Here is a 14,119-nt window from a genome sequence, read left to right on the forward strand (position 1 = left end):
GGGGCCGAGTCATGGCAAGAGTTCGCAATCGTATTGCTGGGGCGCGTGACGCGTTTCGCAACCTGGGTAGTGCCGCGCTGCTCACGCTTGCAAGCGTCATTTCTTGCCTGCCGTCCGCGATGGCGCAGGAGGTGTGGCGCGAGCCGGCCACCGGCATGGAGTTCGTGCGCGTGCCGGCGGGGTGCTTCGACATGGGCGACACCTTCGGCGATGGCGAGACCAATGAGTTGCCGGTGCACAAGGTGTGCATGAGCGCGTACTGGATCGGTCGCCACGAAGTGACGCAGGCGCAGTGGACGTCGCTGATGGACTACAACCTGTCCGTTTTTGCGACTTCGCCGCAGCACCCGGTGGACAGCGTCAACCAGATCGACATCGAGACCTTCGTCCGCAAACTCGGCGAGCACCATCCCGGCAAGGTGTTCCGCCTGCCGACCGAGGCCGAGTGGGAATATGCCTGCCGCGCCGCCGGCAAGGCCGAGAAGTTTGGCGGCGAGGCGCCGCCCGAGGGCGCCAACACCGCCGAGTATGCGGATGAGCATGGCGAGGGCAGTGTCGCGGTGGGCGCCTTCGCGCCGAATGCACTGGGCTTGCACGACATGAGCGGAAACCTGTGGGAGTGGGTGTCGGACGTCTATGCTGCCGACGCCTACGAGCAGCATGCGGCGGAGAATCCGCATTATCAGGCCGCCGGCCCGGCCCGGATGTTGCGCGGTGGAGGTTGGTCCCATCCCGGCGCCTTTGCCCGCTGCAGCAAGCGGCACATGCATTGCCGGCCCAGTGCCCGCTTCGACTTTGTCGGCTTCCGCCTCGTGCTCGAAGAGCAGGGGGCTGCCGCGTCTGATTGAATGCCGGCCCGTCCTGCGGGCCGACGTCTCACTTGAAGGTGGATGTTCATGAATACACAGAAGTTCGTCGGTCTTGCGCTCGGCCTGGGTCTTGCCGCGGCGCTGCCCTCCCATGCACAGCAGATCCTGCCGTCCCCGCCCATCCCGCCGGTGTTCGAGGGGCAGCAGGAACCGGGCGAGCCGAAGATCGGCAAGGGGCTGATGCTCGCACATGAAGGGCGCTATTTCATGACGCCCTGCCGCGACCGCAGCTACCTGAACGTGGAGGATGTCTCGACGGAGCAGGCGGTGATCGGTGCGCTGAAGGACTTCGGCCTCGCCCCGGGGCGCAACCTCTATGTGGAGCTACTGGCCGTCCAGCGTGGCGGCCTGCTCGAGGTTTCCGGCATCAACTTCGTTCACACGACGGCGCGATGCCTGGGCGACACGGAGCATGCCGAGATCTGGCGTGCGGTCGGCCTGCAGTCCGACTGGGAGGCGGTGGTCGGGGGCGGCACCTTGCTCATCCACCGCGCCGGCGAGCCTGAGTCGCGGGTCCTGTACGGCGAGGCCGAACGCGACGGCGAGCGCCATCGCATCGGAGGCGCGGGTACGACCCTGGAGGTCGAGCCGGGCATCTGCCGCCTCGAGGACGGCAGTACGATGACGGGCTGGAAGGCCTCGTTGCGGCTCAGGACCGGCGAAACCTTGCAAGGTTGCGCCTGGGAGCGCTAAGCGGCGCAAGGGCGTGAGCGAAAAGGTCGTCCGCGCTCGAGGCGCGGGTTGGGGGCTGGTGCGGTAGGCTAGACCGCCCAGTCGTAGTCGACCGTCAGCGGCGCGTGGTCCGAGAAGCGCTCCGACTTATAGACTTGCGCGTTGCGTGCGGCTGCGGCCAGCCCTGGCGTGGCGATCTGGTAGTCCAGCCTCCAGCCAACGTTCTTCGCCCACGCTTGGCCGCGGTTCGACCACCATGTGTAGCAGGCGTCGGTCGCCTCAGGGTGCAGGCGGCGATAGACGTCGATCCAGCCCTGCTCGTCGAACAGGCGGCTTAGCCACGCACGCTCCTCGGGCAGGAAGCCGGAGTTCTTCTGGTTCGACTTCCAGTTCCTCAGGTCGGCCTCGCGGTGGGCGATGTTCCAGTCGCCGCATACCACCACCTCCTGTCCGCTCTGGTAGAGCATGTCCATGTGCGGCAGGAAGCGGTCCATGAAGTCGAACTTTACCTGCTGGCGCTCTTCCGAGCTGGAGCCCGAGGGTAGATAGAGCGAGATCACCGACAGCTTGCCAAAGTCCAGCTGCAGGAAGCGGCCCTCGGCGTCGATGTCGGCGATGCCCAGGCCCTCGACTACGCGGTCGGGTTCCCGCCGGCTGTAGATGCCGACCCCGCTATACCCCTTCTTTTCTGCGTGGTGGAACCAGCCTTTCATGCCGTCCGGCGAGCGCATGGCCTCGTCCAGGTCGTTCGCTTGCGCCTTGAGCTCCTGCACACAGAGGAAGTCGGCCTGCTGCGCGGGCAGCCAGTCGAGCAGGCCCTTGCGGCAGGCAGAACGGATGCCGTTGAGGTTGAGGGAGATGATGCGTAACATGGACAGCCTCCAGTTCAAGCTGCTTGGCAGCCCAGAAAGCCGTGGATTTTAGCCGGGATTTCATCGCCCTCGCCTGCCGCAAGGGTGTGCTGCGCTTCGGCGCCTTCGTGACCAAGGCGGGGCGCAACTCGCCGTACTTCTTCAATGCGGGCCTGTTCGACGACGGCGCCTCGTTCCGCGAACTGTGCGGCTACTATGCGCGCACGATCCGCGCCTCGGGCGTGGGCTTCGACATGCTGTTCGGGCCGGCGTACAAGGGGATTCCGCTCGTGGCCGGCACTGCGATCCGCCTCGCCGAGGACGGGGTGGATCTGCCCTTCGCCTTCAATCGCAAGGAAGCCAAGGACCACGGCGAGGGCGGCACACTGATCGGCGCGCCGCTCAAGGGCCGGGTGCTGATCCTCGATGACGTGATCTCGGCCGGCACCTCGGTCCGCGAGTCGGTGGAGTTGATCCGTGCTGCTGGGGCCACGCCTGCTGGGGTGGTGATCGCGCTGGACCGCATGGAGCGTGGTAAGGGCAGCCTGTCGGCGGTGCAGGAAGTGAAGGAAAGCTTCGGCATTCCGGTGATCGCGGTTGCCACGCTTGAGGATCTCATCGGCTATCTTGCCGACAGTCCTGATCTCGCTGCGAACCTCGAGGTGGTGAAAGCCTATCGGGAGCAATATGGAATCTCGTCAAGCTAGCGTGCAGATCGCACGGGCCTGCACTTTCGCCGCTCTGGTCGCCCTTTCGTCCATGTCCGGGCAGGCGGTCGCACAGCCGACCTCGAAGAGCATCTACTGTTGCGATGTTGGTGGTCAGCCGGTGTGCGGTGACATCCTGCCGGCGGCGTGCTACGGACGCGCGTACCGCGAGATGAGCCCCTCCGGGGTGGTACGGCGTATCGTCGCCGCGCCGCTGACGCGAGAGGAGATCGCGGCGCGTGCTGCGGCGGAGCGCCAGCGCCGCGTCGATGAGGCCGAGCGCCAGCGCCAGCTGCGCCTGGACCAGGCCCTGCTCGAAACCTACCGTAACCTCGAAGATCTCGATTTCCGCCGCGATCGAGAGCTGCGCGAGCTCGACCAGAGCATCCGTCAGCTGCGCGAGCGTGAGAGTGAGCTGATCGCCCGCCAGCATCAGCTCATCGATGAGGCAACGCGCACCAACCAGAGCGATGTGGCTGCCGGGTTGGAAGACGACATCCGTCTGCTCGACAGTGAGATTGCCGCCCAGTCCTCGGTGATCTCGGCAAAGCTTCGAGACCGTAGCGCGGTGGTCGAGCGCTTCGAGGAGCATCGTGCCCGCTTCATCGAGCTCACCGAGGGGGGCAACCCCGAGGCGCGCGCCGCCATCCTCGAGCGCCGCTGAGCGGCATCGCATGGGAGCGGACTGCGCCGCCCGGCTGCGGGGGATGAGAGGCGTCGAACCCTCAATCGAAGGGAGTCCCGCATGACCCAAGCCCGGACGCTGGATGCAGTCGCGGCCCTTCTTTCCTGCGCGCAGCGCATCCTCTTCGTCACTGGCGCCGGCATTTCGGTGGACTCCGGGCTGCCGACCTATCGCGGCATCGGCGGCCTGTACCACGATCGTCTCACTAGCGAGGGGCTTACCATTGAAGAGGCGCTGTCGGGCGAGATGATGGCCACGCGGCCCGAGATCGCCTGGCGCTACATTGCCGAGATCGAGGCCAGCTGCCGCGGCGCGCAGCCCAATGCCGCACATCGTCTGATCGCCGCGCTTGAGCAGGAAAAGCGGATGGTCTGCGTGTTGACGCAGAACGTGGACGGGCTGCATCGCGCCGCCGGATCGCACAACGTCATCGAGATACATGGCACCGTGCACCGCCTGCAGTGCATGGCCTGCCACCATGGGCGCACGCTGCCGGACTATGCCGGGCTCGCGCTGCCGCCCGAGTGTCCGCAGTGCGGCAGCGTCATGCGCCCAGCAGTCGTGTTGTTTGGCGAGCCCCTGCCGACGCGGGCGGTGGAGCGGATCGAGGCGTTGCTGGCGCAGGGCCTGGATGCCGTGCTGTCCGTGGGGACGAGCAGCGTCTTCCCGTACATTGCCGGTCCGGTCGTGTGGGCTGCGCAGCGGGGCGTTCCAACGGTGGAGATCAACCCCGGCGAAACACCGGTGAGCGCTCTGGTAACACATCGGCTACGCATGTGCGCAGCCGACGCGCTGCCCGAACTCTGGTTCCGCATGCACCCTCGCGACCCCGCCGAGGACTGAAACAAGCCTGACGGGGGTGATGGACCCGCGGGGTTGCAAGACCCCAGCAGGCCGCATGCGCTTACAGAAGAACGCGCTCGATGCCGCCGTTGTTGGCCTTGGCGACGTATTCCGGCAGCCAGTTCTCGCCTAACAGATGCTTTGCGAGCTCGACCACGATGTAGTCGGGCTCGATGCCGCCGGCGTCATCGGCGTAGCGATGCATGCCCTGCAGGCAGCTTGGGCAGGACGTGAGCATCTTGATCTTCGCATTCGGATCGTCTTCGCGCAGTTTTGCGGCGCCCTTCTCGATCTCCTCCTGCTTCCGGAAGCGGACCTGGGTGGAGATGTCCGGACGCGCCACGGCCAGCGTGCCGGATTCGCCGCAGCACCGGTCTGAGAGGTCCACGCGCGTACCCATCAGCGTGTTGGCCACCTTGATGCCGGAATGCACCTTCATCGGGGTATGGCAGGGCTCGTGGTACATGTACTTCACGCCCTGCGCGCCCTCGAGCTTGACGCCCTTTTCCATCAGATACTCGTGGATGTCGAGCAGGCGGCAGCCGGGGAAGATCTTCTCGAATTCGTACTTCTGCAACTGGTCCATGCAGGTGCCGCAGGACACGATCACGGTCTTGATGTCGAGGTAGTTCAGTGTGTTGGCGACACGGTGGAAGAGGACGCGGTTGTCGGTGGTGATCTTCTGCCCCTTTTCGTCCTCGCCGGCAGCCGTCTGCGGATAGCCGCAGCACAGGTAGCCCGGCGGCAGCACGGTCTGTGCGCCGACGTGGTAGAGCATGGCCTGGGTCGCGAGGCCGACCTGGCTGAACAGGCGCTCCGAGCCGCAGCCGGGGAAGTAGAACACCGCCTCAGACTCGCCGTTGGCCTTGTGCGGGTCCCGGATTACAGGGATGACCTTGTCGTCTTCGATATCGAGCAGCGCGCGGCTGGTCTTCTTGGGCAGGTTGCCCGGCATGGGCTTGTTGATGAAGTGGATCACCTGGGCCTTGATCGGCGCCTTGCCGAGCGTGGCCGGCGGCGCCTTCACCTGCGGCTGGATGAGGCCGAACTTCCGGCCCATCTCGTAGCCGAGTCGCTGCGCCTTGTAGCCCCACTCGATCATGCCGGTGCGGATAGCCTTGATCGTGGTCGGATCCTTGATGGTCAGGAAGGCCATCGCCGCGGCCTTGCCGGGGTTGAAGGATTTCTTGCCCTGTTTCCGCAGCAGGTTGCGCATCTTCACCGTGACGTCGCCGAAGTCGATGTCCACCGGACAGGGCTTCTCGCACTTGTGGCAGATCGTGCAGTGGTCCGCGACGTCCTCGAACTCTGCCCAGTGCGCGAGCGAAACGCCGCGGCGGGTCTGCTCCTCGTACAGGAAGGCTTCGATCAGGAGCGAGGTGGAGAGAATCTTGTTGCGCGGGGAATACAGCAGGTTGGCGCGTGGCACGTGCGTGGAGCACACCGGCTTGCACTTGCCGCAGCGCAGGCAGTCCTTGATGTCGTGGGCGATCTCGCCGACGTCGGTCTGCTCCATGATGATGGACTCGTGGCCCATCAGGTTGAAGCTGGGGGTGTAGGCGTTTTCGAGGTTGGCCTTCCACGCGCCGCCGCGCATGAGCTTGCCGCGGTTGAAGCGGCCCTCGGGGTCGACCTTTTCCTTGTAACGCCAGAAGTTCGCCATCTCGTCGTCGGTGAGATAGTCGAGCTTGGTGATGCCGATGCCATGCTCGCCGGAGATCACGCCGTCCAGGCTGCGCGCGAGCGCCATGATGCGGTCGACCGTTCGGTTGGCGGTCTGCAGCATCTCGTAGTGGTCGGAGTTGACCGGGAGGTTGGTGTGTACGTTGCCGTCGCCGGCGTGCATGTGCAGGGCGACAAAGACGCGCCCGCGCAGGACTTCCTTGTGGAGGTCCTGGATGCGCGCGAGCACCGGCGCGAACAGGTTGCCATCGAAGATGTTGCGCAACTGCGGGCGCAGCTCGGTCTTCCACGACACGCGGATCGAATAGTCCTGCAGGCGGTGGAACAGGACCGGGTCGGCCGTGCGGTTGGAGAGCTCGCCGGCCGTGATGCCGAGTTCAGCGAACTGCGCTTCGGCTGCGGCCAGCGGCAGGTCGAGATTGTCGAGCAGCCATTGCCAGCGGCGTCGCACCGCGGCGACCTGCTCGAGCGCGGCCTGGCGGCGGTCGCCGATGAGCTCCTCGCGGTCGACCTCGGCGTCGCCGGAATCGACCGGCAGCTCGCCCTGCAGGAACTCGGCGAGGCGATCACAGAGTGCGATCTTGTTCTGCAGCGAGAGCTCGATGTTGATGCGCTCGATGCCGTCGCAGTATTCCCCCATGCGTGGCAGCGGGATGACCACATCCTCGTTGATCTTGAAGGCGTTGGTGTGGCGCGAGATCGCCGCGGTGCGGCTGCGCTCGAGCCAGAAGCGCTTGCGCTGTTCGGGGCTCACGGCGATGAAGCCCTCCGAGCCGCGCGCGTTGGTCATGCGCACCACGTCGGAGGCCGCCTGCATGACTGCGTTTTCGTCATGGCCGACGATGTCGCCGATCAGCACCATCTTGGGGCGGCCGTGGCGCTTGGCCTTGGTGGCATAGCCCACCGCCTTCACGTAGCGCTCATCGAGGTGCTCGAGGCCCGCGAGCTGAACGCCCGCAGCGTGGCCTGCGCCGCCCGGCTTGAAGTAGTCGGTGATCTCGACGATGGCTGGCACCGCCTCGCGTACCTGGCCGAAGAACTCCAGGCACACCGTGCGCGTGACCGGCGGCATCTTGTGCAGCACCCAGCGCGCGGCGACGATGAGGCCGTCGGTGCCTTCCTTCTGCACGCCCGGCACACCGCCGAGGAACTTGTCGGTGACGTCCTTGCCCAGCCCGACCTTGCGACAGGCGGCGCCTGGCATGGCAATGACTTCCTCGCCGAGCGGTGCGTTGCTGAGGCCGTCGAAGCGGCGCAGCCGGAAGCGCACCGTCTCCTGCTCGTGGATCTTGCCGAAGTTGTGATCGAGGCGCTCAACCTCGAGCCAGTTGCCGTCGGGCGTGACCATCTTCCACCACGCCAGGTTGTCGAGCGCAGTGCCCCATAGGACGGCCTTCTTGCCACCGGCGTTCATGGCGATGTTGCCGCCGATGCAGGAGGCGCTGGCCGAGGTCGGGTCGACTGCAAACACGCGCCCGGCCAGGCTGGCAGCTTCGGACACGCGCTCGGTGACCACGCCGGCGCCGGTGCGGATAGTGGGGTAGGGCGCGGACATCGGCCCGTCCACGCCTTGCAGCACGGTGGCTTCGACCGGGCTCATTGCGAGCAGCTTTTCGGTGTTGATCACCGCAGAGCTGGCGTCGAGCGGGATCGCGCCGCCGGTGTAGCCGGTGCCGCCGCCGCGCGGGATGATGGTGAGGCCGAGCGCGATGCACTCGCGCACCAGCGGTGCCATCTCTTCCTCGGTATCGGGGTAGAGGACGACGAAGGGGTATTCGACCCGCCAGTCCGTGGCGTCGGTGACGTGCGAGACGCGGGCGTGGCCGTCGAAGCAGATGTTGTCGCGCCGGGTGTGCCGTGCCAGCGCCTTCAGCACCATCTTGCGCCGGCGCGCGGTGTCGTCGAACCAGCGCTCGAAGTCGGAGACGGCCTCGCGGGCGCGCGCGATCAGCAGCGCGACCAGGTCATTGCCCTGACGGCGTTTCTCGACCTCGTTCAGGCGATGGTCAAGCGCACCGATGAGCGCCTCACGCCGTTCGCGCGAGGTGAGCAGGTCGTCCTCGAGGTAGGGGTTGCGGCGCACCACCCAAATGTCGCCCAGCACCTCATACAGCATGCGTGCCGAGCGGCCGGTCACGCGCTCGCCGCGCAGCTCGTCCAGCGCCGCCCAGGCTTCATTGCCGAGCAGCCGAATGACGATCTCGCGATCGGAGAACGAGGTGTAGTTGTACGGGATCTCTCGCAGGCGTTGGCTCATTTGGCTATCCGGGGACTGCTGCTGGAAAGCGTTTCATTCTAACGAACCGCAGTGCACCATGCAGCAAAAAACAAGACCTTAAGCGCGTCAGGGATTAGGCGTGGCGCGGGTTTCGCGACGTCAGACGGTCATCGCTCCCCGGGTCCCGCATGTCCTGCGCCGCACGCGGCGGAGAGCGCGATCTCGATGCGCCAGCCCGGGTCGACTAGTCCGGCGACCTTTACGCAGGCGCGCGCCGGAGCGCTTCCGGAGGGGATCCAGGCGTCCCAGAGGGCGTTCATGGCGCCATAGTCGGCGAAGTCGGTGAGGTAGATCGTGGCCATCAGGATGCGGTTCGGCGCGCTCCCGAGCAGGCGCAGCTGGCGTTCGATGCTGGCGAGGACTTCGCTGGTCTGGGTGCGGATGTCGGTGCCGCTGCTGGCAGGAACCTCGACGAGGTGAATGACTCCGGCATGGACGACTGCGTCGGCGTAGCGGGCGGTGACGCCGTGGCGTTCGATGTCTGACATGGGAAGTGCGTCTCGCGTGTGGAGGGGTACGGCTCAGTATAGGCCGTCTCCGCTGATCAGGCTGCGGCTAACCCCCCAGCAGCCATGCGATCGCCGCGTACCGCAGGCCCTTGCCGAGTGCCATCCAGCACAGGCAGGCGACCCAGTTCAGGCGTAGAACGCCAGCGGCCGCGCACAGGGCGTCGCCTATCAGCGGCACCCAGGACAGCAGCAGGCTGGCGCTGCCCCATCGGCGCACCTGCGCCAGTCGGGGCGGGACTTCCTTGCGTGGCAGCAGTCGTCCAAGCAGGTAGGTGCTCATGCCCCCCGCGGTGTTGGCGATGGTTGCCGTCAGCAGCGCTGTGGCTGCCAGCCCGGGTTGCAAGGCGACGATGCCCGCGAACACCGCCTCCGAACCACCCGGCAGGAGCGTGGCGGCAAGGAAGGCCGAAACGGCGAGGGTGGAGAGGGTCGTGAGCTCACTCAAGGAGGGGCTCCAAGGATACTGTGGCGATAGAGATATGAATATGGAATTGACTGCGAGGCTGTGGAAAATGCAAAATGCATGCACGCGACATGCGTGACCCTATCGAGGAGGATGAAGCCATGAAGAGAGTCTTTGGTGTTGCAGGCCTGATGCTGACCCTGGTAGCCGCAGTGCCGGATTCGGCCTGGGCCAATCCGCAGCACGAGCGCATGCGGCAGTGCAACGCGCAGGCACGTGAGCAGGCGCTCAAGGGCGATGCACGCAAGGCGTTCATGAGCACCTGCCTGCGTGGGCAAAAGGATGCGATCAACGGCGGTGAAGAGGAGGCGGGCGAGCGGGAGAAAGCGCTTGCACCGGTGGGCGAAGCGCCGACACAGACGGGTGCGAGCCTTGCAGCGCCCGACGAAAAGACGCGCCGCAAGGCCTGCAACCAGACGGCCACCGAGCGCTCACTCAAGGGGGCCGAGCGCAAGGCCTTCATGGCCGAGTGCGTAAAGGTTTGAGCGCGTCCGCAAAGCGCCTGGTGCCCTTTGGCAGCCAGGTGCTGCACCGACAGGCTTTCGCTCATTCGAAATCGAAGAATACGATCTCGCGCTCGTCGCCCTCTTCGCACGCGAAGCCACAGCCGATCCGGCCTTGGCCCGTAAGCAACAGACGATCCTGGCGGACTAGGCGCTCGACCTGTCCTTCCACGGCAACATAGGTCCCATTCGTGCTCTCGTCGAACAGGATGAAGCCCTCATGACGGCGTTCGATGCGGGCGTGTTGTCGCGAAGCACGTGGGTCGCCGATTACGATGTCATTGCCAAGTTCGCGCCCGAGCAAGACCACCGGCCGGATTTCCTCGACGTGGACGACGCCGTTCCGGTGTCGCAGTTGAAGTCGTTCATTGCGCTGTGCCAGCGGTTGGCGGACGGCTTCTGCTTTGCCATGGCCGATCTCATGCACCGTCACGTCGAACCGGCTTGTGTCGAGCCCGGCTACGGGCCTGCTTGCTACCAGATGACGCGCTGCACTCCCGAGCCGTGCAATTGCCTGTGCCGAGGCGAGCGCCTGCTCCGCCTCGCATTGATTCGCGATACGCAGCGCCTGGACAACACCTTCGCCACTGGGCTTGCCCATTTCGGTCGAGAGTGCACCGACATGCACGCCCAAGCGAGCGGGGTGCTTTCTTCCGCGCAGCGGCGGAAGGTTGCGGATGCGGTCGAGCGCGTCGACGGCGGCCTGAATGGCCGCGTCTGCATCATCGAAGCGTGCGAGGGTCCGCTCACGGGTGGCCTCGATGAGTCGCCCCCCATGTGCGCTGATCGCACGCTCGATCCGATGTGCGCAACGCGCCGCTGCGCGATCGGCTTCATCATCGCCGACCCGCGTCGCGAGCGTTTCATCGCCCCCATGCAGGGCGGCAAGGATACAGATGTTCATGCGATCGGACATCGGCACTCTGTTACGTCGGCCTGTCGGGCCGGGTCAGGATCTGTGAAGGGAGCTTCCGTGTGCGTCGGTGGCCGCGTCGTGCATGAACCTACGCCTCGCTCTGGCCCGGCCGGAGCAGGCTGATCGTTGCGGACTGTGGCGCGACAGGCAGCTCTGGCGGGTCGAACGCGGTGTCTCCCTCCTCGACGATCGTCTGCTGCGTCAGCCCGACGAAGTCGAACAGACGCCGATCGGCGAGGTGGGAAGGCACGACGTTCTTCAGTGCGGTGGCGAGCGACTCGATGCGCCCCGGGTAGTCCCGTGCCCAACCCTGGAGCATGTTCTTGATCTGCTTGCGCTGCGCGTTCTCCTGCGAGCCGCACAGGTTGCAAGGGATGATGGGGAAATCCATCGTGCGTGCGAAGCGCGCGATCTCGGCTTCGGTGCAGTAGGCGAGCGGGCGGATCACCACGTGGTTGCCGTCGTCACTCACGAGCTTCGGGGGCATGGCCTTGATCTTGCCGCCGAAGAACATGTTCAGGAACAGGGTCTCGAGCATGTCGTCGCGATGGTGCCCGAGCGCGATGCGGGTGGCACCAAGCTCCTTCGCCGTACGGTAGATGATGCCGCGGCGCAGGCGCGAGCACAGCGAGCAAGTGGTCTTGCCCTCGGGAATCTTGTCCTTGACGATCGAATAGGTGTCTTCGGTGACGATGCGATACTCGACCCCGATCGATTCAAAGTAGGCCGGGAGCACATGGTCGGGGAAGCCGGGCTGCTTCTGGTCGAGGTTCATCGCCACGATGCGGAAGTCGACCGGGGCCCGCTCACGCAGTGCGAGCAGGCAGGACAGCAGGGTGTAGGAGTCCTTGCCGCCGGAAACGCACACCATCACGGTGTCGCCGTCGCCGATCATGTTGAAGTCGCCGATCGCCTCGCCGACCCCGCGCTCGAGCTTCTTCTTCAGGCGCAGAAAGGTGTTGGAAAAACGTTCGTCGCCGGTGTTGTCGGGGGCGGGTCGGTTCTCTGCGGGGGCGTAAGCGGCAGTCACGGTGCAAGGGCCTGTCTGGAAGTCAATGCGGGATTATCCCAGAAAGCACGGTGCGCTACCCGATCACAAATGCACGCTGCGCCCCCCGTCGACTGCGATGATCTGCCCGGTGACGTAAGGGGCGTCGAGCATCAGAAATCGTACCGTGCGCGCAATGTCGGCAGGCGATCCCACGCGCTTGAGCAGGGTGTGTGCGATGATCCGTTCGCGCTCCTCGGGGGGAAACTGCCCGTCTTCCGGCCAGTCGATCGGCCCCGGCGCCACGCCATTGACGCGGACCTCGGGCGCGAGCTCGACGGCCAGCGATCGGGTGAGCGTGGCGAGCCCCCCCTTGGCAACGTTATAGACCGTATAGCCGGTGAGCGGCCAGTCGGCGTGAATATCCACGATGTTTACGATGGCGCCTCCGGCGCGGCGCAAGGCGGGCGCCAGGGCCTGAGACAGGAACAGCGGCCCCATGAGGTTGGAGCCCACGAGCTCGTCCCACGCCGCGCGGTCGATGCCGCCGATCGGCGTCGGGAAGAAGCTTGATGCGTTGTTCACCAGGCCGTCCAGCCCTTCGCCGCGTGCCAGCACCTGGGCAGCGATATCCTCGGCGGCGCCGAAGCGGGCGAGGTCGCCGCGGACGGTGAAGGCCGAGTCGGCCCGGAGCGCGTTGAGCGAGGCTGCGAGCGCCTCGGCCTCGCCGGCGCTGCTGCGATAGTGCAGGACTACGCGCGCGCCCGCTGCGTGCAGGCAACGTGCGATTTCCGCGCCCACACGGCGTGCCGCGCCGGTGACGAGGATCCGCGGTGCGTGCGTGGGGCCGGAGGGGGAGGAGTGCTGCGTGTCGTTCATGCGCTTGCCCTGATGTGGTTCGCTCGGTCGGCTGCGCCCGGGAAGCTGCCGGTACAATCTCCGGCTTTCTTCGACCCTGGATCGCCCGACCATGTCTGCATTGCCCCAGCCCTCCGCCGATGCGCTCATGCAGAGCGCGCGCCTGCTCGAACGCATCGAGGCCGAGATCGAGACGGCCGGCGGCTGGATTTCGTTCTCGCGCTACATGGAGCTCGCGCTCTATGCGCCCGGTCTCGGTTATTACAGCGGCGGCGCGCGAAAGTTCGGTCCTGGTGGCGATTTCATCACTGCCCCTGAGCTTACGCCCCTTTTTGGTCAGGCGCTTGCGGCCCAGGTGGAGCAGGTGATGTGCGCGAGCGAGGCAGAGGTGATCGAGGTCGGCGCCGGCACCGGCCTGCTCGCCGCCGACCTGCTGCTCGAACTCGAACACCGCGGCCGTGCGCCGGAGCGCTACGGCATCCTCGAGCTTTCGGGGGAGTTGCGCGCGCGCCAGTTCGACACCCTTGCTGCGAAGGCGCCCCATCTGGCGGGTCGCGTGCACTGGCTGGACGCGTTGCCCGACACCTTCTGCGGCGTGGTGGTGGCGAACGAGGTGCTGGACGTGATGCCGGTGCATCTGATCGTTTCGCGCGCCGATGGGCTGTTCGAGCGCGGGGTCGTCATGGCCCAGGATGATGCGGGCGTCCGACGCCTGTGCTGGGCTGACACGCCGGCGCAGGGTGCAGTCGCCGAGGCGGCAGGCGCTCTCGCGCTGCCCGCGCCGCAACAGGGTGAATACGTGACTGAGCTGAACCTCGCGGGGGGCGCGTGGGTCAGCGCGTGGGCCCAGCGTCTGGTGCGTGGCGCCATGATCCTGATCGATTACGGCTATCCGCGCGCCGAGTACTACCTGCCCTCGCGCGCGAGCGGCACCCTGCTCTGCTATTACCGCCACCACGCCCATGGCGACCCCTTCCTGTGGCCGGGGCTGAACGACATCACCGCGTTCGTGGATTTCACTGCGGTGGCGGAGGCGGGCTTTGCTGCCGGCCTGGATGTGCAGGGCTATACCACGCAGGCACAGTTCCTCTTCAACTGCGGCGTGCTCGACTGCCTCGCCCGCCGTGGCCCGCAGGAAAGTGCGGACTACATCCGCGCCGCGCGCGCGGTGCAGCGCCTGACCACGCCGCAGGAGATGGGCGAACTGTTCAAGGTGCTGGCGCTGTCGCGCGGAATCGATACGCCGCTGCTGGGCTTTGCGCGCGGAGACCGGCTGCACACCCTGTGAGCCGCC

14 protein-coding genes are annotated in these 14,119 nt (G+C 66.2%); 7 read left to right on the forward strand and 7 right to left on the reverse strand.

The window, feature by feature from the left end:
* Positions 1-11 precede the first annotated feature (11 nt).
* Together ACUH78_RS07185 and ACUH78_RS07190 are read left to right on the forward strand one after the other, a co-directional pair.
* A complete protein-coding gene (locus tag ACUH78_RS07185; protein ID WP_418363829.1) occupies positions 12-848 on the forward strand; it encodes a formylglycine-generating enzyme family protein in 837 nt (278 codons plus the stop codon).
* A 48-nt stretch (positions 849-896) separates the two neighbouring features.
* A complete protein-coding gene (locus tag ACUH78_RS07190) occupies positions 897-1,562 on the forward strand; it encodes a hypothetical protein (RefSeq protein ID WP_445333060.1) in 666 nt (221 codons plus the stop codon).
* Between the two features lie 68 nt (positions 1,563-1,630).
* Here the strand turns inward: ACUH78_RS07190 and ACUH78_RS07195 are convergent, their stop codons facing one another.
* The gene (locus ACUH78_RS07195; RefSeq protein ID WP_445333059.1) at positions 1,631-2,413 is read right to left on the reverse strand and encodes an exodeoxyribonuclease III; all 783 of its coding nucleotides are present in this window, start codon (positions 2,411-2,413) and stop codon (positions 1,631-1,633) included.
* Between the two features lie 41 nt (positions 2,414-2,454).
* Between ACUH78_RS07195 and pyrE the strand changes: the two genes are divergently transcribed.
* From pyrE to ACUH78_RS07210, 3 genes are all read left to right on the forward strand, one after another.
* Positions 2,455-3,099 carry an orotate phosphoribosyltransferase gene (gene pyrE / locus ACUH78_RS07200; RefSeq protein WP_445333058.1) on the forward strand — a complete coding sequence of 215 codons (645 nt, stop codon included), beginning with the start codon at positions 2,455-2,457 and terminating at the stop codon, positions 3,097-3,099.
* Positions 3,080-3,763 (forward strand): hypothetical protein, encoded by a 684-nt coding sequence (locus ACUH78_RS07205; RefSeq protein ID WP_445333057.1) that lies wholly within the window; start codon positions 3,080-3,082, stop codon positions 3,761-3,763. Before pyrE ends, ACUH78_RS07205 begins: the two co-directional genes overlap by 20 nt.
* A gap of 81 nt (positions 3,764-3,844) precedes the next feature.
* Positions 3,845-4,627 (forward strand): NAD-dependent deacylase, encoded by a 783-nt coding sequence (locus tag ACUH78_RS07210; RefSeq protein WP_445333056.1) that lies wholly within the window; start codon positions 3,845-3,847, stop codon positions 4,625-4,627.
* 61 nt (positions 4,628-4,688) lie between these two features.
* On the opposite strand, the gene ACUH78_RS07215 is transcribed toward ACUH78_RS07210, so the two are convergent.
* The 3 genes from ACUH78_RS07215 to ACUH78_RS07225 form a co-directional block, all read right to left on the reverse strand.
* Complete coding sequence (locus ACUH78_RS07215) at positions 4,689-8,567, reverse strand: DUF3683 domain-containing protein (protein ID WP_445333055.1); 3,879 nt, start codon at positions 8,565-8,567, stop codon at positions 4,689-4,691.
* Positions 8,568-8,695: 128 nt separating this feature from the next.
* Positions 8,696-9,076, reverse strand: coding sequence for a RidA family protein (locus ACUH78_RS07220; protein ID WP_445333054.1), 381 nt, complete (start codon positions 9,074-9,076; stop codon positions 8,696-8,698).
* Positions 9,077-9,143: 67 nt separating this feature from the next.
* Entirely contained in the window at positions 9,144-9,542 is a 399-nt protein-coding gene (locus tag ACUH78_RS07225) for a YqaA family protein (protein WP_445333053.1), read from the reverse strand.
* A gap of 119 nt (positions 9,543-9,661) precedes the next feature.
* Here ACUH78_RS07225 and ACUH78_RS07230 point away from each other — a divergent pair, with 119 nt between their 5' ends.
* A complete protein-coding gene (locus ACUH78_RS07230) occupies positions 9,662-10,045 on the forward strand; it encodes a PsiF family protein (RefSeq protein ID WP_418363820.1) in 384 nt (127 codons plus the stop codon).
* Positions 10,046-10,106: 61 nt separating this feature from the next.
* On the opposite strand, the gene ACUH78_RS07235 is transcribed toward ACUH78_RS07230, so the two are convergent.
* From ACUH78_RS07235 to ACUH78_RS07245, 3 genes are all read right to left on the reverse strand, one after another.
* On the reverse strand, positions 10,107-10,967 hold the full coding sequence (locus tag ACUH78_RS07235) for an FHA domain-containing protein (protein ID WP_445333052.1): 861 nt from the start codon (positions 10,965-10,967) through the stop codon (positions 10,107-10,109).
* A gap of 100 nt (positions 10,968-11,067) precedes the next feature.
* Positions 11,068-12,009 (reverse strand): tRNA 2-thiocytidine(32) synthetase TtcA, encoded by a 942-nt coding sequence (gene ttcA, locus ACUH78_RS07240; RefSeq protein ID WP_418363818.1) that lies wholly within the window; start codon positions 12,007-12,009, stop codon positions 11,068-11,070.
* A gap of 63 nt (positions 12,010-12,072) precedes the next feature.
* A complete protein-coding gene (locus tag ACUH78_RS07245; RefSeq protein WP_445333051.1) occupies positions 12,073-12,846 on the reverse strand; it encodes a pteridine reductase in 774 nt (257 codons plus the stop codon).
* 91 nt (positions 12,847-12,937) lie between these two features.
* Between ACUH78_RS07245 and ACUH78_RS07250 the strand changes: the two genes are divergently transcribed.
* Positions 12,938-14,113, forward strand: coding sequence for a class I SAM-dependent methyltransferase (locus ACUH78_RS07250; protein ID WP_445333050.1), 1,176 nt, complete (start codon positions 12,938-12,940; stop codon positions 14,111-14,113).
* The last annotated feature ends 6 nt before the right edge of the window (positions 14,114-14,119 follow it).

It is taken from the genome of Thauera sp. ZXT1-4 (genome assembly GCF_052598215.2).